General features: G+C 61.9%; 23 protein-coding genes. 14 read left to right on the plus strand and 9 right to left on the minus strand.

Annotation, left to right across the window (positions count from 1 at the left end):
• Positions 1-19: 19 nt before the first annotated feature.
• Entirely contained in the window at positions 20-661 is a 642-nt protein-coding gene (locus AACX99_RS16490) for an NAD(P)-dependent oxidoreductase (protein ID WP_339413477.1), read from the minus strand.
• Positions 662-761: 100 nt separating this feature from the next.
• Between AACX99_RS16490 and AACX99_RS16495 the strand changes: the two genes are divergently transcribed.
• A complete protein-coding gene (locus AACX99_RS16495) occupies positions 762-1,652 on the plus strand; it encodes a LysR family transcriptional regulator (RefSeq protein ID WP_339413478.1) in 891 nt (296 codons plus the stop codon).
• Between the two features lie 3 nt (positions 1,653-1,655).
• On the opposite strand, the gene AACX99_RS16500 is transcribed toward AACX99_RS16495, so the two are convergent.
• A complete protein-coding gene (locus AACX99_RS16500) occupies positions 1,656-2,060 on the minus strand; it encodes a DUF2218 domain-containing protein (protein ID WP_339413480.1) in 405 nt (134 codons plus the stop codon).
• Positions 2,061-2,408: 348 nt separating this feature from the next.
• On the opposite strand from AACX99_RS16500, the gene AACX99_RS16505 reads away from it, so the two are divergent.
• Entirely contained in the window at positions 2,409-3,296 is an 888-nt protein-coding gene (locus AACX99_RS16505; protein WP_304869500.1) for a PA4780 family RIO1-like protein kinase, read from the plus strand.
• Positions 3,297-3,485: 189 nt separating this feature from the next.
• Here AACX99_RS16505 and ypfJ read toward each other — a convergent pair whose 3' ends face one another.
• Both ypfJ and AACX99_RS16515 read right to left on the minus strand, forming a co-directional pair.
• Positions 3,486-4,355 (minus strand): KPN_02809 family neutral zinc metallopeptidase, encoded by an 870-nt coding sequence (gene ypfJ, locus AACX99_RS16510; RefSeq protein ID WP_339413483.1) that lies wholly within the window; start codon positions 4,353-4,355, stop codon positions 3,486-3,488.
• A gap of 70 nt (positions 4,356-4,425) precedes the next feature.
• Positions 4,426-4,866 (minus strand): DUF411 domain-containing protein, encoded by a 441-nt coding sequence (locus AACX99_RS16515; protein ID WP_339413484.1) that lies wholly within the window; start codon positions 4,864-4,866, stop codon positions 4,426-4,428.
• A gap of 143 nt (positions 4,867-5,009) precedes the next feature.
• Between AACX99_RS16515 and AACX99_RS16520 the strand changes: the two genes are divergently transcribed.
• Positions 5,010-5,396, plus strand: a complete 387-nt coding sequence (locus AACX99_RS16520) for a DUF4345 domain-containing protein (protein ID WP_339413486.1) — start codon at positions 5,010-5,012, stop codon at positions 5,394-5,396.
• Position 5,397: 1 nt separating this feature from the next.
• On the opposite strand, the gene AACX99_RS16525 is transcribed toward AACX99_RS16520, so the two are convergent.
• The 3 genes from AACX99_RS16525 to AACX99_RS16535 all read right to left on the minus strand — a co-directional run bounded on the left by AACX99_RS16525 (position 5,398) and on the right by AACX99_RS16535 (position 8,458).
• Positions 5,398-5,892: a DUF4136 domain-containing protein gene (locus AACX99_RS16525; RefSeq protein WP_339413488.1), complete on the minus strand. Its 495-nt coding sequence runs from the start codon at positions 5,890-5,892 to the stop codon at positions 5,398-5,400.
• 130 nt (positions 5,893-6,022) lie between these two features.
• Complete coding sequence (trmA, locus tag AACX99_RS16530) at positions 6,023-7,111, minus strand: tRNA (uridine(54)-C5)-methyltransferase TrmA (RefSeq protein ID WP_339413489.1); 1,089 nt, start codon at positions 7,109-7,111, stop codon at positions 6,023-6,025.
• Between the two features lie 54 nt (positions 7,112-7,165).
• A complete protein-coding gene (locus AACX99_RS16535) occupies positions 7,166-8,458 on the minus strand; it encodes an NCS2 family permease (protein WP_339413491.1) in 1,293 nt (430 codons plus the stop codon).
• A 193-nt stretch (positions 8,459-8,651) separates the two neighbouring features.
• Here AACX99_RS16535 and AACX99_RS16540 point away from each other — a divergent pair, with 193 nt between their 5' ends.
• Positions 8,652-9,206, plus strand: a complete 555-nt coding sequence (locus AACX99_RS16540; protein WP_339413493.1) for a DJ-1 family glyoxalase III — start codon at positions 8,652-8,654, stop codon at positions 9,204-9,206.
• Positions 9,207-9,210: 4 nt separating this feature from the next.
• On the opposite strand, the gene AACX99_RS16545 is transcribed toward AACX99_RS16540, so the two are convergent.
• Positions 9,211-10,437: an MFS transporter gene (locus AACX99_RS16545; protein WP_339413494.1), complete on the minus strand. Its 1,227-nt coding sequence runs from the start codon at positions 10,435-10,437 to the stop codon at positions 9,211-9,213.
• A 275-nt stretch (positions 10,438-10,712) separates the two neighbouring features.
• Here AACX99_RS16545 and AACX99_RS16550 point away from each other — a divergent pair, with 275 nt between their 5' ends.
• The 8 genes from AACX99_RS16550 (at position 10,713) to AACX99_RS16585 (ending at position 19,683) form a co-directional block, all read left to right on the plus strand.
• Positions 10,713-13,541, plus strand: a complete 2,829-nt coding sequence (locus AACX99_RS16550; RefSeq protein WP_339413495.1) for a xanthine dehydrogenase family protein molybdopterin-binding subunit — start codon at positions 10,713-10,715, stop codon at positions 13,539-13,541.
• The gene (locus AACX99_RS16555) at positions 13,534-14,073 is read left to right on the plus strand and encodes a (2Fe-2S)-binding protein (RefSeq protein ID WP_339413496.1); all 540 of its coding nucleotides are present in this window, start codon (positions 13,534-13,536) and stop codon (positions 14,071-14,073) included. Before AACX99_RS16550 ends, AACX99_RS16555 begins: the two co-directional genes overlap by 8 nt.
• Before the next feature lie 2 nt (positions 14,074-14,075).
• The gene (locus tag AACX99_RS16560) at positions 14,076-15,284 is read left to right on the plus strand and encodes a cytochrome c (RefSeq protein ID WP_339413498.1); all 1,209 of its coding nucleotides are present in this window, start codon (positions 14,076-14,078) and stop codon (positions 15,282-15,284) included.
• Positions 15,285-15,300: 16 nt separating this feature from the next.
• Complete coding sequence (locus AACX99_RS16565) at positions 15,301-16,272, plus strand: XdhC family protein (RefSeq protein WP_339413500.1); 972 nt, start codon at positions 15,301-15,303, stop codon at positions 16,270-16,272.
• A gap of 1 nt (position 16,273) precedes the next feature.
• Complete coding sequence (locus AACX99_RS16570; RefSeq protein ID WP_339413501.1) at positions 16,274-16,840, plus strand: nucleotidyltransferase family protein; 567 nt, start codon at positions 16,274-16,276, stop codon at positions 16,838-16,840.
• 239 nt (positions 16,841-17,079) lie between these two features.
• Positions 17,080-18,519: a cytochrome ubiquinol oxidase subunit I gene (locus AACX99_RS16575; RefSeq protein ID WP_339413502.1), complete on the plus strand. Its 1,440-nt coding sequence runs from the start codon at positions 17,080-17,082 to the stop codon at positions 18,517-18,519.
• 2 nt (positions 18,520-18,521) lie between these two features.
• A complete protein-coding gene (cydB, locus tag AACX99_RS16580; RefSeq protein ID WP_339413504.1) occupies positions 18,522-19,529 on the plus strand; it encodes a cytochrome d ubiquinol oxidase subunit II in 1,008 nt (335 codons plus the stop codon).
• Between the two features lie 10 nt (positions 19,530-19,539).
• Positions 19,540-19,683, plus strand: coding sequence for a DUF2474 domain-containing protein (locus AACX99_RS16585; RefSeq protein ID WP_339413547.1), 144 nt, complete (start codon positions 19,540-19,542; stop codon positions 19,681-19,683).
• A 112-nt stretch (positions 19,684-19,795) separates the two neighbouring features.
• On the opposite strand, the gene AACX99_RS16590 is transcribed toward AACX99_RS16585, so the two are convergent.
• Positions 19,796-20,920 (minus strand): class I SAM-dependent methyltransferase, encoded by a 1,125-nt coding sequence (locus AACX99_RS16590; RefSeq protein ID WP_339413505.1) that lies wholly within the window; start codon positions 20,918-20,920, stop codon positions 19,796-19,798.
• A gap of 392 nt (positions 20,921-21,312) precedes the next feature.
• Here AACX99_RS16590 and AACX99_RS16595 point away from each other — a divergent pair, with 392 nt between their 5' ends.
• Positions 21,313-22,308, plus strand: coding sequence for a DctP family TRAP transporter solute-binding subunit (locus tag AACX99_RS16595; protein ID WP_339413506.1), 996 nt, complete (start codon positions 21,313-21,315; stop codon positions 22,306-22,308).
• A gap of 109 nt (positions 22,309-22,417) precedes the next feature.
• On the plus strand, positions 22,418-23,191 hold the full coding sequence (locus AACX99_RS16600) for a ferredoxin--NADP reductase (protein WP_339413508.1): 774 nt from the start codon (positions 22,418-22,420) through the stop codon (positions 23,189-23,191).
• Positions 23,192-23,239 lie beyond the last annotated feature (48 nt).

Genomic DNA, 23,239 nt, shown 5'->3' on the forward strand with positions numbered 1-23,239 from the left:
TCCTTGATCGAGAGGCGGCTTAATAGCCGACGGTAAAGCGTTGGCGCAGTTGTTGCGGGCGCTCCAGCTCATCGATGATGGCCACGGCCAGGTCAGCCACCGAGATCTGCGCTGGGGCATCGCCATTCATCAGCAATTGGTCGCCACCAATGCGGAACTGCCCGCTGCGCGCGCCTGGCTGCAGTAGTGCAGGCGGTGAGATAAAGCTCCAGGCCAGATCGGTTTCGGTCTTCAGCAGGTTGAGAGCCTGCCGCGCGCCTTCGGCACCTTCCTTGTATTCGGCGGGGAAGTCCGGGGTATCGATCAGTTGCAGGCCTGGGGCGACATACAGGCTGCCTGCGCCGCCGACCACCAGCAGGCGCTGTACGCCGGCCTGTTTGCTGGCAGCGATGATCGCCTGGCTGCCCTGGATAAAGCGCTGGCGAATTTCCGCCGTGCCCCAGCCTGGGTTGAATGCATGGATTACCGCGTCATGACCCTTGAGCTGCGCGGCCAAGGCGTCGGCGTTGTAGGCATCGCCAGCTACGGCGTTAAGCGCCGGGTGCTGTGGCAGTTTCGCGGGATTACGGACGATGCCGGTGACCTGGTGGCCACGGTCCAGGGCTTCTTGCAGAACAGCTGCACCAACAAAGCCGCTGGCGCCGATCAGAGCGAGTTTCATGGGTTTCTCCAGGAGGGATTAAGTGCGAGAGATAATCGCAGCTGGGTAAAGCTCAGAAAAATAGGCTAAAAGGGCTTTAACTATTAAGCAGGGCTTACGAATGGAGCAGTTAAAGCGCATGGCGGTGTTCGCCACCGTGGTCGACCGTGGCTCCATGGTGGCCGCGGCCGAGGTGTTGGGCATGAGCGCATCGGCGGTCAGCCAGCAGATTCGCAAACTGGAAGACAGCACCCAGGTCAGCCTGCTGCACCGCACCACGCGCAAGCTGACCCTGACCGAGGCAGGCGCGACGTTTTATCAAAGTTGCGCTCAGGTGCTGGCGCTGGCGCAGCAGGCCGAGCTGCGCCTGGCCGAGCTGCGTGATGCACCGGTGGGGGAGTTGCGTATAGCCGCGCCCGTGGGCTTTTCCGGGCGGCGGCTCAGTGCAGCACTGGCGCCGCTGTTGCAGGCGCACAGCGGCCTGAGCCTCAAGTTGTTTTTCCATGATGAGCAAATCGATCTGATTGAGCAGCGCATCGACCTGGCCATCCGCGTCGGCCATCTGGACGACTCGAGCCTGGTGGCGCGGCATATCGGCGACTCGCGCATGCTGCTATGCGCCGCGCCGGCCTACCTGCTGCGCAAGCCGCCGGTCAATCAGCCGCAAGATCTGATCGGCCTGGACTGGCTAATCCTGCATGGTGATAACGCGTTCAACGTGCTGGAACTGCACGGGCCAAATGCCCAGGTGGAGAAACTACGGGTGGAAAGCCGGGTGGGCTGCAACAACATCCTCGCCGTGCGCCATTTCACTTTGGCCGGTATGGGCGTGTCGCTGCAACCGGAGCAGGAAGTACAGGAGGAATTGGCCAATGGCAGCCTGCGCGAACTGCTACCGAACTGGCGTATGCCACCATTCGGTATTTACCTGGTGACGCCGCGCCGCGATGCGCAACCGGCCAAGGTGCGCTATGCCATCGAGGCGCTGCGTCAGCATCTACTGGCGCCCTGACGGTTAGTGCCAATCGAGGCTCAGCTCGGCCTGCCAGGCGAAGCGTTCGAAGTGTGCGGCGATCAGATGCTTGAGCTTTTCCAGGTCTTGCAGGTTGCTGCTCAGGGCCGTGATATGCAGGCCGGTTCGCTCCGCCTGTAGAAGGGTTAGGCCGAAGTCGAATTCGATGCGGCCATGATGCTCATCGCAACTGACTGTCAGTTTGTGGGCAAACTGCTCGCAGAGGCGGCTGATATAGCGCGCCGGCGTCGGCGTGGCGACATAGCTGGAGGCGATGCAGGGCGCACTGATGCCGTTGCACCGGCTGGGGATGGCATGACGCTGGGCTGCAAGTTTGTCCAGTGCAGTGCGCGGGTTGAAGACTGGACTTTGGTTAATGGTACCGATGCCAGACAGGGCGTGTTTCATGCTTGTATTTCCCAATCACTGCAGGCTCGGGCAAAGCGTCTTTGCGGAGTCAAGGTAAGGTTCCGGTGCGTAAGGCATAGGTTGCCTGGCGAAGATGTAGCCCATGGGACAGTCTTTAATCCCCTTTGGTTGCATCCGTCGCTTGCTTGTAACGCCCGGTTCGCTCCGCTTGGACGGTTATACGTGCCGCCAGTCGGCGTAATTGAGCGGATCTTGTTACGTTGCGCAGGTCTGGGTGGGCTTCGGTAATAGGTGGCGTGCTGACAGGAGGGTGGGCGCTGCGTAAAGATTGCCGTATAACGGGCGGCAGATACGACTTGGGCAATACAGGACCCCTGATTAAAGCTGATGAAGACGCCAAAACGTATTGAGCCCCTGGTTGAAGCCGGGCTGGTCGATGAAGTGATACGCCCGCTGATGAGCGGTAAAGAAGCCGCGGTCTACGTGGTGCGCTGCGGCGAAGAACTGCGCGTCGCCAAGGTCTATAAAGAGGCCAACAAACGCAGCTTCCGTCAGGCCGCCGAGTATCAGGAAGGCCGCAAGGTGCGTAACAGTCGTGATGCTCGGGCCATGGCCAAAGGCTCGAAGTATGGTCGCAAGGGTCAGGAAGACGCCTGGCAGAACGCCGAAGTGGCGGCGCTGTTCCGCCTGGCTAGCGCCGGAGTGCGGGTGCCCAAACCGTATGATTTCCTTGAAGGCGTGTTGCTGATGGAACTGGTCGATGACGGCGAGGGCGATGCCGCTCCACGCCTCAACGATGTCGACCTGCATCCGGACGATGCCCGCGAATTCCACGCCTTTATGATTCATGAAGTGGTGAAAATGCTTTGCGCCGGGCTGGTGCATGGCGACCTGTCGGAATTCAACGTGCTGCTTGATCCGGGCGGCCCGGTGATCATCGACCTGCCACAGGCGGTGGACGCTGCCGGCAACAACCATGCGTTCAAGATGCTTGAGCGGGATGTCGGCAACATGTCGGCGTATTTTGGTCAGTTCGCCCCGGAATTGAAGTTCACCAAGTACGCCAAGGAAATGTGGGCGCTGTATGAGGCCGGTGAACTGACCCCGGAAAGCCCGCTGACCGGCGAGTTCGATGACCCGGAAGAAGAAGCTGATATCGACGCAGTGATGCGCGAGATCAAGGCCGCCCTGGCCGACGAAGAGCGTCGTCAGGCGCTGCTCAATGCCGAAGATGCGCCCAAGGGTGAGGAGCCGCCACCGCCCTGGGCGCAATAAACAGAGCTCGTTGCTGACAAAATGATGCCGCTTACCTGATCAGGTCAGCGGCATTTTTTATGTCAGTAATCCATCACGGGCAGCTTTCAGTCTGTAGGGTGGATGACGTTTTTTCATCCACCATCGGGAGGCGCGGTGGTGGATGGGTGGAGCGACATCCACCCTACGGGCCGCACCATGAGCCTAGGGCTATAGCCGTGTGGCCTTGAAGGTATCGCAGCGGCCGACATTGCCACCGTCGAAGCCAGTCTTGAACCAGCGCACGCGCTGCTCTGAAGTGCCGTGGGTGAAAGAGTCCGGCACCACCTGGCCACGCGCCTGTTTCTGCAAGCGGTCATCGCCAATGGCGTTGGCAGCGTTTAGCGCCTCCTCAATGTCTCCAGGCTCCAGCCAGCCATGTCGTTGCTGGCCGTGGTAGGCCCACACGCCTGCCAGACAGTCAGCCTGCAACTCCTGACGTACCAGTAGCCCGCTTGCACCCTCCACCCGCTCGCCACGTTGGCGGGCGGCGTTGACCTTGGCCGAGACGCCCAGCAGGGTCTGCACGTGGTGGCCGACCTCATGGGCAATCACATAGGCCTGGGCAAAATCGCCGGCCGCGCCAAAGCGCTGTTCCAGCTCGCGGAAGAACGCCAGGTCGATATACACCCGCTGATCGCCGGGGCAATAAAACGGCCCGACTGCCGAGTTGGCGAAGCCGCAGGTGGAGTTCACCCCGCCGCGAAACAGCACCAGGGTCGGGTCCTTGTACTGCCGATTGGCTCCCTGGAAGATTTCCCGCCAGGTGTCCTCGGTGTCGCCGAGCACTGCGCGGACGAACTCCGATTGTTCGTCATTGACCGCAGGCGCGGAGCTTTGCGGTGCGCTGACTGAACCGCCCTGCATGGCTTGCCCGGCCAGCTGGCCGAGAATCTGCATCGGGTCCTGGCCGCTGAGCAGGCCGACGATCACCACGATGGCCACCCCGCCTAGGGTCAGGCCCTTGCCGCCGCCCATGCGTGAGCCGCTGCCGCGCGCATCCACCACGTTGTCACTGCGTCTTCCGCGTTTCCAGCGCATCGCTATCGTCCTGTGTATGTCGAGCTTGAGTGTCGTCCGCTGGCCTGAGCTACGCCAGCGCAGGTGTTATCTATTCGATGCGCGGATATTCGCTGATCACCCGTTCTGCGCCTTGCTTATCCAGGCCAATGACCTGATAGGCGTCACGCACATTGCCGTATTCCATACCCGGTGAGCCGGCTGGCATGCCCGGCACGGCCGCGCCGAGCAGGTCGGGCTGCTTGCGCATTCTGAGGATGTCGGACGCCGGCACATGGCCTTCTACAAATTGGCCGCCTATTACCCCGGTATGGCAGGAGGACAGACGTGGCGGCACGCCGAGGCGCTGTTTGACTGCGCTCATATTGGTTTCGACATGATCGACTACGTTAAAACCGTTGTCCTGCAGGTGGCTGATCCAGGCCTTGCAGCAGCCGCAGTTGGCGTCGCGGTGCACGTCTATAGTCAAGGGCTCGGCGGCGAAACTCAGGCTGCTGACAAACAGCCCAGCGAGAACAAGCAACTGGCGCATCGGGTAACTCCTGGCAGGTGAAAGGCTGAGCATAGCGCCCGGCGGCCGTGGCTAACCACCGTCGATTTCCGAAAGGCGTGGCTGGGGCTTATGCTGCGTGCTCGATTTCTGGGCTCTCGAATTCCAAGAAAAGGATGCTGTCCATGTTGTTTGCACGCGTAGTACTGGTGATTCAACTGTTGGCATTGGCGGGCCTGGGCCTGGCCTATTTTGTTCAACCCCATGAAATGACCAATCTCAGCGGCATGCTGCTTATGTCGCCGGCCGCTGCTACTGATGTGCGGGCCTTCTATGGTGGCTTGCAACTGGGCCTGGCGGCGTTTATCGGTCTGTCGCTAAGCCGGCTGGACTTCACCCGCGCGGCGCTGACCCTGCTAGTGCTGCTCTACAGCGCCCTGGCATTGGCGCGCATCGGCGGTCTGTGGCTGGATGGCGGCGCGCAGCAGACCTTTAACCTCTACGCGTTGCTGCTGGAAGTGGTCTCTGCGGGGCTGAGCTTCTGGGCGCTGCGCGGTTTGCCGCGCGTCTGAGTCAGCGTGCGGTGGGGAAGTCTTCGAGGATCTCGGCTACGCCACGGTCGAAGTTTTCCTGGCTCATGTCCGGGTTGTGCAGTTGCCGGTTGATCTGCGCCTGGAACAGCACCGCCTGGGTCTCGCTATCGAGAATGCGCAGAGCCAGACGCGCGCGCTCGTCTTCGGTGGCGCGGGTCTGGGTGTAGACCGTGCCGCCGACAGCCACCGGGGCAAGTTCAATGCCTGTTTCCTGTTCCAGGCCGAGGGCATAAATGACTTGCATATCAGGCTGCGTTTCAGTGAAGCGGTAACCCTTGGCGCTGAGTGCGTTCTGCACCGCCTGGTTAAAGCGCTGTTCCAGATCCATACGATGACCGCTGGCCCTGACCGCCCGCACGCTGAAGGTCTCATACGGCGCAGTTTGCACAGGCTGCAGCACCTGTATCGACGGTTCTGGCGTGCTGGTGCAGGCGCTCAGCAGGGGCAGCAGCAGGGCTAATAGATAACGACGCATCGACGACTCCTTGGCGGATGGTTGCCAGGCACCTGGCCACCGCAGTCTAGGCCGGGTGGTGCAACCTTACGCCAATCCGCCGATGGGTCTGCTGCTTGCACCCGGTGTAGCTGTGGGTGGCGCGGTAACGCTAGCGACGCTCCAGCAGTACGCCCGACTCCATATGGTGGGTGTAGGGGAACTGATCGAACAGCGCGCAGCGCGTCACTTTGTGGGTGTCGCTGAGTTGGGCAATGTTGGCGGCCAGGGTTTCCGGGTTGCAGGAGATATAGAGGATGCGCTCGAAGCGTCGGGTCAGCTCGCAGGTGTCCGGGTCCATGCCGGCGCGCGGCGGGTCGACAAATACGCAGCCGAAGTCGTAGCTCTTCAGGTCGATGTCAGCCAGGCGGCGGAACGGCCGCACCTCATTCAGCGCTTCGGTCAGCTCTTCGGCAGACAGGCGTACCAGCGTGATGTTGTCCACACCGTTGTCGGCCAGGTTAGCCAGGGCGGCATTCACCGAGGACTTGCTGATCTCGGTAGCCAGCACCTTGCGCACGCGGGTGGCCAGCGGCAGCGTGAAGTTGCCGTTGCCGCAATACAGTTCCAGCAGGTCGTCCGTGCGTTCACCCAGCGCTTCGTAGGCCCAGGTGAGCATCTTCTGGTTCACCTCGCCGTTGGGCTGAGTAAACGCGCCCTCTGGCTGGCGATAGCTGAAGGTGCGGCCAGCGACCTGCAGTTTTTCCTCGACATAGTCCTTGCCGATAACGTGGCGCTTGCCCTTGGAGCGGCCAATGATGCTGACCTGCAGGTCTGCAGCCAGCTTTTCGGCCTCGGCCTGCCAGGCGGCATCCAGCGGGCGGTGATAGCACAGGGTAATCAGTCCGTCGCCGGCCAGGGTGGTAAGAAATTCGACCTGGAACAGTTTGAAACTCAGGGCGCTGCTGGCTTGCCAGGCGGCCTTCAGGCGCGGCATCAGCGCATTGATCTGCGCGCTGGCGATGGGGAAGTCTTCGAAGAAGATCGGGTTGAGGTTATCGCCGGCCTCGAACATCGCGTAATGGCGATCCTCACCTTCACGCCACAGGCGGAATTCCGCGCGCAGGCGATAGTGCTCGCGCGGCGATTCGAATACCTCGGGTGCAGGGGCGTTGAACGGCGCCAGCAGCTCGATCAGGCGCTGCTGCTTGTCAGCAAGCTGGGCGGCGTAGTTGGCGGGATCGAACTGGGAACGGCTCATGCGGGACTCTTTTCAAATTAGAAGCGGGTGAGTGATGACTCACCCGCAAGGTCATCAGGCGAAGTACGCCAGTTTGATCGCAAACAGCACCGAGAGCACCACCAGCGCCGGGTTGAGTTCGCGCCAGCGGCCGGCCAGCAGCTTGATCAGGGTCCAGGCGATAAAGCCGAAGGCGATGCCGTTGGCAATCGAGAAGGTCAGAGGCATGGCCAGGGCGGCAACGACTACTGGGGCGGCGACGGTAAGGTCGTCCCATTCGATCTGCGCCAGGCTGCTCATCATCAGCACCGCGACGAACAGCAGCGCTGGTGCGGTGGCATAGGCCGGTACGGCGCCAGCCAGCGGGGCGAAGAACAGCGCCAGAAGGAACAGCGCGGCCACCACGCAAGCGGTCAGGCCGGTACGCCCACCGGCACTGATGCCAGCAGCGGATTCGATATAACTGGTGGTGGTCGAGGTGCCGAGTGCGGCGCCGGCCATGGTCGCGGTGCTGTCGGCCAGCAGGGCACGGCCGAGCTTGGGCATCTTGCCGTCTTTGTCCAGCAGGTTGGCTTTCTGCGCAACGCCGACCAGGGTGCCGGAGGTGTCGAACAGGTCAACGAAGAGGAAGGCGAAAATCACGCTGACCAAGCCGATATCCAGCGCGCCCATGATGTCCAGTTGCATCAGAGTCGGCATCACGGATGGCGGCATGGACACCACGCCATTCAGCTTGGACAGCCCGAACAGAATGGACAGAGCGGTGATCAGCAGGATGCCGATCATCACTGCTCCGGTGACCCGGCGCTGCGCCAGCGCGGCGATCACGAAAAAACCCAGGCAGGCCAACAGTGCTCCGCCCTGAGTCATGTCGCCAAGGGTCACCAGGGTGGCAGGGTGATCGACCACGATACCGGCATTTTTCAACGCGATAATTGCCAGGAACAGGCCGATACCGGCGGCGATGCCGGCGCGCAGGGCCAGGGGGATGCTGTTGATGATCCACTCGCGAATCTTGAAGATCGACAACAGAAAGAAGATCACCCCGGAGAGGAATACCGCACCCAGCGCCACCTGCCAGGTGTGGCCCATGGTCATTACCACGGTGTAGGTGAAGAAGGCGTTGAGGCCCATGCCGGGCGCCAGGGCAATCGGGTAGTTGGCCCACAGGCCCATGATCAGCGAGCCGATGGCGGCTGCCAGGCAGGTGGCGACGAATACCGCGCCATGGTCCATACCGGTCTTGGCCAGCATCTCCGGGTTGACGAAGAGGATATAGGCCATGGTCAGAAAGGTGGTCAGCCCGGCGAGCATTTCGGTGCGCACCGTGGTGTTATGTGCCTTGAGTTGGAACAATCTTTCCAGCATCTGCAACACTCCGTAACGGCTTTTGTGCCGTGAATATGCAAATCGAAAGCAAAGCACATCGGCGCGTGTGCGTGTGTTTTTGCTGGCGATCCGGGAAAAGGCGCGCATCATATCAGCTCGCCCCGAGGGGGTGAATTTATGACCAAATGGTCAGCTTGCATCAGCTATTTGTATAGGCAAGAAGGAGGCCAATATGACCACGCGAGCCCTGATCAGCGTCGCTGACGGCAATGAAGACATCGAGTGCGTGACCCTGATCGACGTGCTGCGGCGCGCCGAAATCGAAGTGGTGGTAGCCAGCATCGAAGAGCGGCGGATGATCACCTGCGCCCGCGGCACACGCCTGACGGCCGACACCATGTTGGTGGATGTGCTGGCCCAGGATTTTGACCTGATCGTGCTACCCGGCGGCATGCCCGGTGCCGAGCACCTGGCCGAGCATCAGCCACTGGCTGAAAAGGTGCGCGAGCAGGCCAAGGCCGGCAAGCTGTTTGCCGCCATTTGCGCAGCGCCCGCCGTGGCCCTGCAGCAGTATGGCGTGCTCAAGCAGCGGCGTATGACCTGTTATCCGGCGTTCAGTGATCGGCTGAGCGGCTGTGTGTTTGTCGATCAGCCGGTGGTGGTCGATGGCAACTGCATCACCAGCCAGGGCCCCGGCACCGCCCTGGCGTTCGCCCTGACGCTGGTTGAGCAGCTGTGTGGCAAGGCGGTGCGCAAGCAGGTAGCCGAGGCCATGCTGGTCGGCTAACCCATCAGTCGTTGGTTCGCTCTGGGCCTTGCGGGTGCATATGGTCGCGCTTGGCCAATTCGGGAAATAGACGAATCCATATCCCGGTGACCAGAATCGCCCCTACGCCGCCGATCAGCACCGCCGGCACCGTGCCGAACCAGGCGGCACTGACCCCGGCGCGGAAGTCGCCGAGCTGATTGGACGCGCCGATAAACAGGCCGTTGACCGCGCCGACGCGGCCGCGCATCTCGTCCGGGGTTTGCAGCTGCACGAAGGCGCCACGGATCACCATGCTGATCATGTCCGCCGCACCCAGTACGACGAGAGCGGTCAGGCTAAACCAGAGTGAGGTGGACAAGCCGAAGCCGATGGTCGCCACGCCGAAGATCGCCACCGAGGTGAACATCACCGGGCCGACCCGGCGCTCAATGGGAAAGCGCGCCAGCCACAGCGACATCAGCAGCGCGCCCACGGCCGGCGCCGAGCGTAACAGGCCAAGGCCCCAGGGACCGGTGAGCAGGATGTCCTTGGCAAACACCGGCAGCAGCGCAGTGGCGCCGCTGAGCAGCACCGCCAGCATGTCCATCGACACCGCACCGAACACGGCGGGGCGACTGCGGATAAAGCGAAAGCCGGCCAGTAGCGAATCCAGCGAGACCTTCTGCTTCAGTGGCAACTGGCGCGCCGGCAGGCTGAGCATCAGGCTCAGGGCGCAGCCATACAGCAGCACCGCGGGACCATAGACCCACTGCGTGCCGACGGCATAGAGCAAACCGCCCAGTGCTGGCGCAATGATGGTGGCAGCCTGCATGGCCGAGGCCGACGCAGCTACAGCCGCTGGGAATAGCCCTGGCGGCACGATATTTGGCAGCAAGGCCTGGGTGGTGGGCATCTCGAAGGCGCGAGCGGTGCCAAGCAGAAAGGCAATCACGAAGATCATTTCGCGGCTGATACCGCCGGCGCTGCTGCCGAGCAACAGGCCCAGGGCTATCAGCCCCTGCGCGCCCTGGCAGAGCGCGGCCACCTTACGCCGGTCGAAGCGGTCGGCCACATGCCCGGTGAGCAGGATAAACAGGATCTTCGGTAGAAATTCGATCAGCCCGACCAGGCCGAGGTCGAGCACGTTGCCGGTCAGCGCATACATCTGCCAGCCAATCGCCACGGTAATCATCTGGAAGCCGCTGGCGGTGAATACCCGTGCGAACCAGAAGGCCAGGAATGGGCGCTGGTGACGTAAAAGCTGAGACATGGCCGAAAGAGCTCGCACGGTTGGCGGGAGGCGCAGCCTAGCATGCGCCCGCGTTAGCAGTGCGCAGAAGGCCGGTTTAGAGCAGCAATGACAAATTTGTCTGACTTAAAAGACAGGTTTTTATTCTGTTGTAGCAATGACTTGGGTAGAATCTGACTTTCAGGTCAATAAATCTGTCGTCTACGCTGATTAATGCTCCGTGCTTGTTAAGCGGCGCGCCTGTCTCTCTTTTGTTCACGCAAATGGCCAAGCTGATCTGGCCCCGAGGAACGGACATGTCCACTCCTGATTTATCCCGCCGCGCCTTTCTGCAAGGCAGCGTCATCGCCGGCATCGGTATCAGCTTCGCGCCATTGGGCAGCAAGGCGTTCGCCGCCCTGTTTGAAGAGCGTGTTACGCGCATGCCGCAGCCCTGGTACAACGCCAGCGGTAAGGCCGTGGCGCGTATTGATGGGGTGTCCAAAGCCGTGGGCGGCAAGGTGTTTGCCCGCGATATCCGCGCCAAGGACATGCCCGGTTGGCCGCAGCAGCAAGGTCATGCCCTGTTGCTCAAGGCCACGCGCACCGAGCAGCTGTACCAGGGTTTTGACCTGTCGCTGTTGCCGGCCGAGTTGCAACCGCAGCGGGTGGTCACCGCCAGCGATCTGCGCAAGGACGGCATCAGCTTTCCTGATGGTCATAACCTCGATCCGCTGTTGCCCGAAGGCCAGGTGCCGATGTTTATCGGGCACCCGGTGGCGCTGTTGATTTGGCATGACTTCGAGCGCTACCGCCAAGCCAAGAACATCCTCAAGTTCAATGACAAAGTGATCCGCTATGGCGATCAAGCTCCGGCGTTCCAGAGCGACCCTTATGGCAGCTTCCGCTTCGTGCGCGTGGGCGGCACCACGCCGTTTGATCCGGACACCTTCTCCAGCCTCAAGGACAGCATGCTGTTTCCGCTGATCCACAACCGCAAACCGGCCTGGGGCGAGGGCAAGGTCAGTGGCGACCTGACCCAGCAGGGCCTGTATCACGCAGAGCAGATGCTCAACCAACTGCAAACGCCGCCGGACAACTGGCTGGTGTTCGATGAGCGTTTCACTACCCAATCCATCGAACCGGCCGCGCTGGAAGCCGACAACGGCAACGGCTGGTTCGATCCGGCTAGCGGCACCCTGCATTTCGTGGTCGCCACCCAGTGCCCGTTCGAAGTGGCCGAGCAGACTGCGCACATGCTTGCGCCGTCACGTTTCGCCGTAAAGACGCTGAACATGCACCCCGGTTACACCGTTGGTTACGGCTCCAAGGACAACAACATCTTCGTGTTCTACGCCGCCCTTGCGGCTATGTACGGCGACGGGGTGCCGGTGCGCCTGGCCAATGATCGCTACGAGCAGTTCCAGAGCGGGATCAAGCGCCATCCCTTCGACATGCATTACCAGCTGGCGGTGAACAAGCAGGATCACAGCTTCCAGATCTTCCGTGCGCATATGGATGTCGATGGCGGCGGCCGCGCCAACTACAGCTCATCGGTGGCTGCAGTCGGCGCCACTGCAGCGCAGTCGATCTACTACCTGCCGCGCAGCGATCTGGCGGCCACGGCCTATTACTCGCGCGGCGTGGAAGCTGGCTCAATGCGCGGTTACGGAACCCTGCAAACCATGGCAGCTACCGAGATGATGGTGGACGAAGTGGCCGGGCGGCTGAACATCGACGCCATTGAGCTGCGCAAGAAGAACGTGTTTCAGTCCGGCATGAAGAACACCCAGGGCGCGATCCCGGCCGGTGCCCTGCGCCTCGATGAAATCCTCGACAAGGCCGCGCAGCATGAGATCTGGAAGGACCGCGTGGCACGCAAGCAACGCTTCGATGCCGAGGACCCGGACAACCTCTATGGCGTTGGCTTCGCCATCTGCCAGAAGGACTTCGGTACCGGTTCCGAAGCGCCGATGGCCAGCCTGGAGTTCAGCGCCGACGGCCGCGTCAGCCTGCGCCAGATCGCCATCGACATGGGCACCGGCATGGCCACTTCGCAGGCCCTGCTGGTCGCCGATTACCTCGGCCAGCCCGCCGACGAAATCAAGACCGGCGAAACCGAGTGGAGCGAGCTGGCCCTGACCACCAGCGGCAACCCTTACATGATCAGCCAGGCCGAGCAGGACGCCGCGCTGCGCAACCCGCGTTGGGTCGGCAAGCTGGCTTCGCCGTCGTCGGCGACCAACTCCTCCTACTACACCGGGCACTCCACCCGCGAGGCGGCGCGCCTGCTGTTTATCCATGGCCTGTGGCCGGCGGCCCTGGCCATCTGGGGCCGGGGCGAACATGGCGGCCTGGCCAACCCTTATGTGGTGCGCCGCGAGAACGCGCATTGGGTCGAAGGCAAGCTGACGGCCGATGGCATGCCGCCGATTCCGTTCAAACTGCTGGCGCACAAGGCCCATGAGCTGGGTTTGGTCACTGGCGTCAGCGTGCACGGCTTCAACCGCTGGAGCTGGGCCGAGGGCGAGTTCGAGATCAACGGCCAGCGCGAGCGCGTGCCGCTGGATGCCCTGGCGGTGAAATACGGTGACGGTGCAACCTCCGCGCAGAAAGCGCAGATGAGCCGCAACGGCTTCCACCTGCTCGATCGCGTCAGCATCAAGTACCCGGTCACCCAGCTGAACAACGCCATGGTCACCTACTACAGCCCGGTGGCCACCCTGGTCGAGGTCAAGGTCAACAAAGGCAGCGGCGAGGCGCGGGTGATCAACCATCACTCCTGGCTCGAATGCGGCCGGGTGATAGTCGAGGAGCTGGTGCTCGGTCAGCTCGAAGGCGGTATCGCCATGGGCATCGGCCACGCGCTGCTGGAGGAAATGCCACTGTATGAAGGCGGCCCCGGCGACGGCACCTGGAACTTCAACCGCTACCAGCTGCCACGCGCCAAGGATTGCGCGGTGTGGTCGCAAAGCGCGGAGATTCTGCCGCCGCTATCACCCAGCGACCCAGCCAAGGGTATCGCCGAGGTGGTGATGATTCCGGTGGTCGGCGCCATCGTCAACGCGGTGGCGCACGCCACCGGCAAGCGCCTGCGCGACCTTCCCCTGACTCCGGCCCGCATCAAGGAGGCCCTCCATGGCTAAGCGCCTGCTCAGCATGATTATCAACAGCCAGGCAGTCGGCCCGATGGAAGTGCCCGACGACCTGATGATGATCGACTTTCTCCACGAATACCTGAACCTCACCGGTTCGCGCCTGGGCTGCGGCCAGGGCGTGTGTCACGCCTGCGTGGCGATCCTCGACAAAGCCGATGGCACCAGCGAGGAGATTCGCACCTGCATCACCGGCGCGCATTTCTTCGACGGCAAGCGTGTGCGCACCATTGAAGGCCATGCCAAGCGCGATGCTCAGGGCGAGGTCAGCGAGCTCAACCCGATCCAGCAGCAGTTCGTCGATCAGTTTGCCTTCCAGTGCAGTTACTGCACGCCGGGCTACGTCAATGCCGCCACCGTGCTAGTGGAGAAATTGCAGCGTCAGCCGGTCAAACGCAGCGAGCTGGAGGGCGAGATCGAAGACGCCTTGGGCAAGCACATCTGTCGCTGCACTGGCTACGTGCGCTACTACAGCGCCGCGCGCGATGTGGTGGAGTCCCTCGGCCTGGTCAAGGAAGGTTAAGCATGAAGAGCATTCTGATCGCTGCCGCCCTGTTGCTGCCGTTGGCTGCCCAGGCGGCCGATAAGCAACTGATCGAGCGCGGCAAGTACTTGGCGCGCGCCGCCGACTGCGTGGCCTGCCACAGCATCGAGGGCGGCGCCGAATACGCTGGCGGCCTGCCTTTGGAGTCGCCGTTCGGCACCATCTACGGCACCAATATCACCCCAGACAAGCAGTACGGCATTGGCGAGTACAGTGCCGATGACTTCTACCGCGCGGTGGCCGAGGGCGAGCGGCGTGATGGCAGCAACCTCTACCCAGCGATGCCGTATACCTCCTATCACCTGCTCAAGCGCGAAGACTCCGACGCCATCTACGCCTACCTGATGAGCCTGGAACCGATCGCCAAGCCGAGCCCGCAGACTGACCTGAGCTTTCCGTTCAATCTGCGCTTCGGTCTGAGCTTCTGGAACATGCTCTACAAGGACAGCGTGCAGTTGCAGCCGGCTGAAGGCAAAAGTGAGCCCTGGCAGCGCGGTCAGTATCTGGTCGAAGTGCTCGGCCACTGTGGCGAGTGCCATACCCCGCGCAATGTCATTGGCGCATTGCAGCAGGACGAGCGTCTGCAGGGCGCTGTGATGCTCGGTTATGAGGCCCCCAGCCTGTTGGCCGACGACCTGGCCGCGCGCGGCTGGAGCACAGACGACCTGGCGACCTTCCTCAAACACGGCATCAGTGCCCAGGGCTCGATGTTCAACGAGATGTACCCGGTGTTTCACCACAGCACCCAGTACCTGCCCAAGGACGACCACAAGGCGATGGCTACCTACCTGCTTGGCGACCAGCCGCCAGAGCCGCGCAAGGTCGCCAGCGTAGCGCTGGACCAGCTCGACGAGAGTGCTCAGCAGGGCCGTCAGCACTACCTCAACGTCTGCGCCGGTTGTCACGGTGTGGCGGGCGAGGGCATCCCTCATGTGGCCGTGGCCATGGAGGGCAACACCACCCTGCGCCTGACTGACGCGCGTAACCTGTTGCGGGTAATCGACGACGGTATCAAGGAGCAGCAGTTCACCGGCTTCGAGCGTATGCAGCCGATGCCGGGCTTTAGCGACACGTTGGATGACTCGCAGATGCTCGATCTGTTGCATTACCTGCGCCAGACCTGGGGTGGCCTGGACGCGCAATTGACCGCCGAGCAGGTTAGCCAGTTGCGCAGTGAGAAGGGCCATTGAGGCTGGGTGAACCCTGATGCAGCACCTTGATCAGCAGGTGGTACGCCAGGCGCTGCAATGGTCGGCGGCGGGGCAGCGCGTGTGGCTGTGCACGGTGCTGACCACCTACGGCTCGACGCCGCGTGCGCCGGGCTCGTTGCTTGCCGCTACCGCCAATGGCGAGTGGATCGGCTCGCTGTCCGGCGGCTGCGTCGAGGATGAGTTCCTTGAATGCCTGATCGCCGGGGCCTTCCCTGAGCCTGTGCATCTGCTGCGTTACGGTGATGGTAGCGACCCGCACTCGCAGATCAGTCTGCCCTGTGGCGGCGTACTGGAAGTGCTAGTGGAAAACCTGCCGGCCGACTGCGATGTTCAAGCTCACCTGCGTGAGCTGGAAAGCGCTTTGGCGGGCCAGCGCCGGCTGATCCGCGAAGTGGCGCTACCAAACGGTGAGCGCCGCTTGCTGGCCGACAACACACAGGGGCCAAGAGTTGAACGCCAGCCGAGCCTGCTGCGTTTGCGCGTCGGGGCGGCCCAGCGCTTGCTGCTGGCGGGTTACTCCTCGGTGGCGCAGGTTTGTGCGCAGTTCGCCCAGGGCCTTGGTTTCGAGGTGCTGCTCTGCGACCCGCGCGATGAGGTGCTGCAGGGCGTCGATTTGCCGGGGGTGGAAATCCGCCGTGAGCTGCCGTCCGAGGTGATCCGTCTCGGCGGCTGCCATGCCGACACCGCCGTGGTGGCGCTGACCCATGATCCGCGCATCGACGATCTGGCGATGATCGAGGCCGTGCGCACTGAGGCGTTCTACATCGGTGTCATGGGTTCGATGGCCACCAGCGCCAAGCGTTTCGAGCGCCTGCGCCGGGTCGGCGGCCTGGATGATGCACAGCTGGCGCGAATTATCGCGCCGATTGGCCTAAACCTGGGCAGCAAGACCCCGGCGGAAATCGCCCTGGCGGTACTCGCCGATATTCTGCGGGTGCGCAACGGCCTGGCGCGGGATGCGCTCTAGCATGCCGCGCGTCTTGGCTCTGTTATTGGCCGCTGGGCGCGGCCGGCGTTTTGGCAGCGACAAGCGCCTGGCCCGTTTGCCGGACGGTCGCGGCCTGCTCGCGGCCAGCGCCGAGCGCGCGCTGCAGGTGTTTGCAGAGGTGCATGTGTTGCTGCGCGATGAAGACGATGCGCAGGCGTTAGGGCTGCCGGCTGAGTGCCGGATTATCCGTTGCAGCGAGGCCGATCAGGGCATGGGCCATAGCCTGGCGGCTGGCGTGCAGGCTTTAGCGGGGGACCCCGCCGAGGCCATCGCCGTGCTGCTTGGTGATATGCCCTGGGTTGCCGCCGACAGCCTGCGCCAGCTCATTACTCAAGCGACGGCCGAGCGCATCGTCTATCCGCAGTACGACGGCCAGCGCGGCCATCCGGTGCTGTTTGGTCGTGCGTTCTGGCCGCAACTGCAGGCTTTGCACGGTGATCAAGGTGCACGTGCGCTGCTGCAAGCTCATCCAGTTGCCAGCCACAGCGTTGAGGTAAATGACCCTGGTGTACTGCGTGATGTAGATCGTCCCGAGGCGCTGTTATAAGTCAACAGCCCTTGTGGCAGCCGGTCGCGCGACAATCGACCACAGCTGAACTTACCCCGGCAAACGCTACTCTCTGTACATATCTTGACTCGCGTCAACACCTTCGGCGCGTGGTTGTGAGGGCTTTTTTTTCGGCTCGCTAGTGGTCCACCCAAAACAATAATTTCCCCGACTGATTTGCCCGTGACTGGCATGTGCGCCCGCGACCATGCCCCGTATCACCTGACAGAGGAAACGTCATGTTTGGATTGGAGGCTCTCGACCTCGCTCGGATCCAGTTCGCTTTCACCATCTCCTTCCACATTATCTTCCCGGCCATCACCATCGGCTTGGCCAGTTACCTGGCAGTGCTCGAAGGGTTGTGGCTGAAAACCCACCAGGAGGTTTACCGCGATCTGTATCACTTCTGGTCGAAGATATTTGCGGTCAACTTCGGCATGGGCGTGGTCTCCGGCCTGGTCATGGCTTATCAGTTCGGCACCAACTGGAATGCCTTCTCCGATTTTGCCGGGGCAGTCACCGGGCCGCTGCTGACCTATGAGGTGCTCACCGCGTTTTTCCTCGAAGCAGGTTTTCTCGGCGTTATGCTGTTCGGCTGGAACCGCGTAGGCCCGGGCCTGCACTTCTTCTCCACGCTGATGGTGGCGGTCGGCACGCTGATTTCGACCTTCTGGATTCTCGCTTCCAACAGCTGGATGCACACCCCGCAGGGCTTCGAGATTATCGACGGGCGGGTGATCCCGGTTGACTGGTTCGCCGTGGTGTTTAACCCATCGTTCCCCTACCGCTTGGCGCATATGTCCGTTGCGGCCTTCCTCGCCACCGCATTCTTCGTCGGCGCCTCGGCAGCCTGGCATCTGCTGCGCGGCCGCGATAATCCGGCGATCCGCAAGATGCTTTCGATGGCTCTGTGGATGGCGTTGCTCGTGGCCCCGATCCAGGCAGTAATTGGCGATTTCCACGGGCTTAACACCCTCAAATACCAGCCGGCGAAGATTGCTGCGATAGAAGGCCATTGGGAAAACCACGGCGCCGAACCGACTCCGCTGATCCTGTTCGGTTGGCCGGATATGGAAGCCGAGGAAACCCGCTTCAAACTTGAGATTCCTGCGCTCGGCAGCCTGATCCTGACTCACAGCCTGGACAAACAGGTGCCGGCGCTCAAGGAGTTCGCCAAGGAAGACCGACCCAACTCGACCATCGTGTTCTGGACCTTTCGGATCATGGTCGGCCTAGGCATGCTGATGATTGTTACTGGTCTCTGGGGTCTGTGGTTACGCGTGCGCGGCAAGCTGTACCAGAGTCGGCCGTTCCTGCATCTGGCAGTGTGGATGGGCCCGTCGGGGGTTATCGCCATCCTCGCGGGTTGGTACACCACGGAAATCGGCCGTCAGCCCTGGGTTATTCATGGCCTGATGCGCACCGCGGATGCTTCATCCGGGCACAGCTTCGCGCAAATGAGCCTGACGCTGGTGCTGTTCGTGGTGGTGTATTTCGCGCTGTTCGGCGCGGGTGTCAGCTATGTGATGCGCCTGGTGCGTAAAGGCCCGGTTACCCACGAAGGCAAAGAAGAGGGCACTGGCGGCCCTGGCCAGAAACGCACGCCAGCGCGGCCGCTGTCCGCGGCGGACGAGGGCTTGGACGAAGGCCACGGCGACCAACTGGGCGAGAGGAATTAATCATGGACTTCGATCTTTCACTGGTGTGGGCCGCCATCATCGCCTTTGGCGTGATGATGTATGTGGTGATGGATGGCTTCGACCTGGGCATCGGCATCCTCTTTCCCTTTGTGAAAAGTGAAGGCGAGCGCGATGTGATGATGAACACCGTAGCGCCGGTCTGGGATGGCAACGAAACCTGGTTGGTGCTCGGTGGCGCCGGCTTGTTCGGCGCCTTTCCGCTGGCCTATTCGGTGGTGCTGAGCGCGCTCTATCTGCCGCTGATCTTTATGCTGCTCGGCTTGATCTTTCGCGGTGTGGCGTTCGAGTTCCGCTTTAAGGCCAAGGCGGAAAAGCGGCATATCTGGGATAAGGCGTTTATCGGCGGTTCACTCACCGCGACCTTCTTCCAGGGCGTGGCGTTGGGCGCCTATGTTGATGGTTTTGAGGTGGTGGACAGAGTGTTCGTCGGCGGTTCGCTGGACTGGTTCACGCCGTTCTCGCTGTTCTGTGGCCTGGCGCTGATCGCCGCCTATGCGCTGCTTGGCTGCACCTGGCTGATAATGAAGACCCAGGGCCGCCTGCAGCGGCAGATGCACGATATCGCCCGGCCGCTGGTGTTTGTGGTGCTCGGGGTGACTGGTGCGGTCAGCCTCTGGACGCCTCTGGCGCATAGCGCCATCGCTGAGCGCTGGTTCAGCGTGCCGAATATTTTCTGGCTGATGCCAGTGCCGCTGCTGGTGCTGGCGGCCACCTTCGCCCTGTTGCGGGCGATCGAACGCAACGCCAACTACTCACCATTTCTGCTGACCCTGACGCTGATCTTCCTCGGCTACGGCGGCCTGGGTATCAGCCTGTGGCCGAATATCATCCCGCCGTCGGTATCGATCTGGGACGCCGCCGCGCCGCCGCAAAGCCAGAGTTTTATGCTGGTCGGCGCGCTGCTGATCATCCCGCTGATCCTGATCTACACCGCCTGGAGCTATTACGTGTTTCGCGGCAAGGTGACGGAAGAAGATGGCTATCACTGAGGTGCGAGTGATGAACGATGTAGAAGAGAAAAAGCCGCTGTGGCAGCGCCTTGGCTGGCTGGTGCTTATCTGGACCGGCAGCGTGCTGGCCCTGGGCGCGGTGTCCTATCTGCTGCGCCTGTTTATGCTGGCCGCAGGGATGGGCACGCCGTAACGGCGGACCCTTTTGTAGGGTGGATCGGGGCGCGTAGCTGACGCCTTTTTTCATCCACCGTGCCGACGCCATGGTGGATCGGTGACGCGTGATCCACCCTACGGTCCGGGGCTTATTTGATCGCTTTAAGCACCACAAACTTCGGTGTGGCCGCTACCTGTTCTACGCCGCGGAACAGACGTTTCAGCTTGGCGTGATAGCCCAGGTGGCGGTTGCCGACTATCCACAGTTCGCCGCCGGTCACCAGCGCGGCGCGAGCCTGCTGGAACATGCGCCAGGCGAGAAAGTCGCCAACTACCTGCAGCTGGTGAAAGGGCGGGTTGCATAGCACCAGGTCCAGCGAATCCTCTGCCTGCTCGGCCAGGCCATCCCCCGCGCGAATTTCCACCGCGCGCTCGCCTAGCGCCGTTCGCCAGTTTTCCTCGGCCGATTGCACCGCCATATACGACTCATCCACCAGTGTCAGTTCGGCCTGCGGGCTGCCCAGAGCGTAAGCAATCCCCAGCACGCCATTGCCGCAACCGAGATCGGCCACGCGCATGCGGCTGAGGTGTTTGGGCAGATGCGGGAGGAAGGCGCGGGTGCCGATATCCAGGTCTTCGCGGCAGAACACATTGGCGTGGTTGCGCAGCTCGATGGCTGGTTTTTCCAGGCGATAACGCGTGGGGTAGGGCGATACAGGCGCGGCTTTGATTTGCGGTGTGGCAAACAGCAGTCGGGCTTTTTTCACTGCTAGTGAGGCCTGCACAGGGCCGACATATTGCTCCAGCAGATCACCGGCAGCGCGCGGCAGGTGTTTGACCATCGCTGCTGCGATCACTTGCGCGCCGGGCGCGAACTGGCCGTGTAGGCGAATCAGTTGCTCTTCCAGCAGCGCCAGGGTTTTCGGCACGCGGATCAACACCACATCGAATGGCCCTTGCGCAACGGCGGACGCTGAGACAAATGTCACGGCATCCGCCGACAACTGATTGCGCTGCAGATTGACCTGCAAACCCAGGTGGCCGAGGTGCGAGTCGCCGCTGCTGGTGACCTGCGCATGTCCGGCAAGACTGGCCGCCAGTGCGCCAAAGCTGTCATTCAGCACCAATACCCGCGCGCCGTTCGTCATCCCTTGTGCATGCAGATGGTTGAGCAGGTACTCGTCCGCCGCATCGAAAGCCTGCAGCGGCTCGTGAGGCTGGTCGGGTTGGCGGATCAAATCGAGTTGGGCGAACGGGTTGCTGAACACAGGCATGGAAAACTCGGGTAGCAGGCCGCAAGGGCGCGATAGAAAGTGCAATTGGTCGCTATTGTCGGTGCAAGTGGCGGAAAAGTCTCGGAACTGAGAGCTGGTTCAGCAAATCGCGGTTGTGCCGCGCACGGCTTTGCCGAAGAATGCCGCCCCCTTGCAGATCTGCTCAGTCGTGTCTGATACCCACGAGTCAGCAATCATGAGTCAGCAAGGCCCGCATTCAAATAATAACCAGGCCCCGGGCGTTATGCCCGGCTGCGATCTGGTAGCGCCTGATGATCAGGATTGCGCCGCTGCTCTGCTGCGTCTGCCGGATCATCCATAGCCCACACCCCCACTCAATGAGGCCTGCTTATGCAGGCTTCACGGCGTTCTATTTGCAAAAAGGTATGTTCATGTTCAAGTCCCTGTTGTCTTTAACCTTCACTGCGTTGCTGGTTGCGGCAAGCCCGGCCCTGGCGGAAGGTAAGGCTCCAATTGTTATCAAGTTCTCCCACGTGGTGGCCGAGAACACGCCCAAGGGCAAGGGCGCATTGTTGTTCAAGAAACTGGTGGAAGAGCGCTTGGCCGGTCAGATTTCGGTCGAGGTCTATCCGAATTCGACGCTATTCGGTGATGGCGAGGAGATCACCGCGTTGCGCGAGGGCAAGGTGCAGATGCTGGCGCCTTCGCTGTCCAAGTTCGAGGCTTACACCAAGCAGCTGCAGGTGTTTGACCTGCCGTTTCTGTTCGATGACCTGGAAGCAGTCAAGCGCTTCCAGAAGCGTGACAAGAGCCGCGAGCTGCTGCATTCCATGGCCAATCAGGGCATCTACGGCCTGGCTTATTGGAATAATGGCATGAAGCAGATGACCTCCAGTCGTGAGCTGCGCAAGCCAGCAGATGCCAAGGACCTGGCCTTCCGCATCCAGCCCTCGTCAGTGCTGGAAGCGCAGTTCGGTCAGCTTGGCGCCAAGACCGTGAAAATGCCGTTCGCCGAGGCGTTCAAGGCGCTGCAGGCCGGCACCATCCAGGGCACCGAAGGCCCTTGGTCGAATATCGCCAGCCAGAAGGTCGACACCGTGCAGCCGTTTATCAGCGAGCTCAACCACGGCTCGCTGAGCTATATGCTGATCAGCAGCAAGGAGTTCTGGACAAGCATCCCCTACAAGACCCGCACCGAGCTGGAAGCGATCATCGAAGAGGTTTCTTTTTCGGTGAACAAGGACGCCGAAGCGCTGAACAACAATGATCGTGAGCGCATCATTGCCGCAGGCAATGCCCAAGTGGTCACCCTTTCAGCAGATGAGCGCGCCGCCTGGCGCACTGCGCTGAGTCCGCTGTGGAAGACCTATGAAGCTGAAATTGGCGCCGATGTGTTGCGCGCCGCGCAGGCCGTCAACCGTCGCTAAGGGCAGGTTCTAAGGGCGCTGGCCAAGAGTCCCCAGCTTTTGCCGGTGTTTGTCTGGCCGGTGTTGCGCCACACTGGGTTTGTGCAATCCGCATAAACCCGGTGTTCGCATGATCAATGACGACAAGTACACCCAGCAAACCCTTACCTCTATTCAGATCTGGTCGCCCAGCCTGTTCAGTCTGCGTTGTACGCGCGATGCGGGCTTTCGCTTTCGCGCTGGGCAGTTCGCCCGTCTCGGCGTAGCAAAGGCCGATGGCTCGGTGGTCTGGCGCGCCTATTCGATGGCCTCGGCGCCCCATGACGAGTTTCTCGAGTTCTTCTCCATCGTCGTGCCTGGCGGCGAGTTCACCTCCGAGCTGAGCCGGCTAAAGGTCGGCGACCGCCTGCTGGTGGAAAAGCAGGCCTTGGGCTTTCTCACCCTTGATCGCTTTGCCGATGGCTGCGACCTCTGGCTGTTGGCCAGTGGCACGGGGCTCGCGCCGTTTCTGTCGATCCTGCAGGGGCTAGAAGTGTGGCAGCGTTTTCAGCGCGTGGTGCTGATATACAGCGCGCGCACGGCCAGCGAGTTGGCTTATCAACCACTGATTCACGGATTGATGCAGCAGGAACATCTGCAGGAGTACGCCGAGCGCTTTGTTTACCTGCCGCTGGTTACCCGCGAGCAGGTGCCCGGTTGCCTGCATGGGCGCATCACCACCTTGCTGGAAAGTGGCGAGCTGGAACGGGCGGCTGGTTTACATCTGGACCCGGCGAACTCACGGCTGATGATCTGCGGCAATCCGCAGATGATCGACGATACCCGCGCGTTGTTGAAGCAGCGCGGTCTGCAGCTCAGCCTGACCCGCCGGCCGGGGCAGGTTGCGGTGGAGAACTACTGGTAGCCATTGCCGCAGGCAAACAAAAGGCACCCGAGGGTACCTTTGTGCGTT

It is taken from the genome of Pseudomonas sp. EA_35y_Pfl2_R5, assembly GCF_963970805.1.
Classification (GTDB): domain Bacteria; phylum Pseudomonadota; class Gammaproteobacteria; order Pseudomonadales; family Pseudomonadaceae; genus Aquipseudomonas.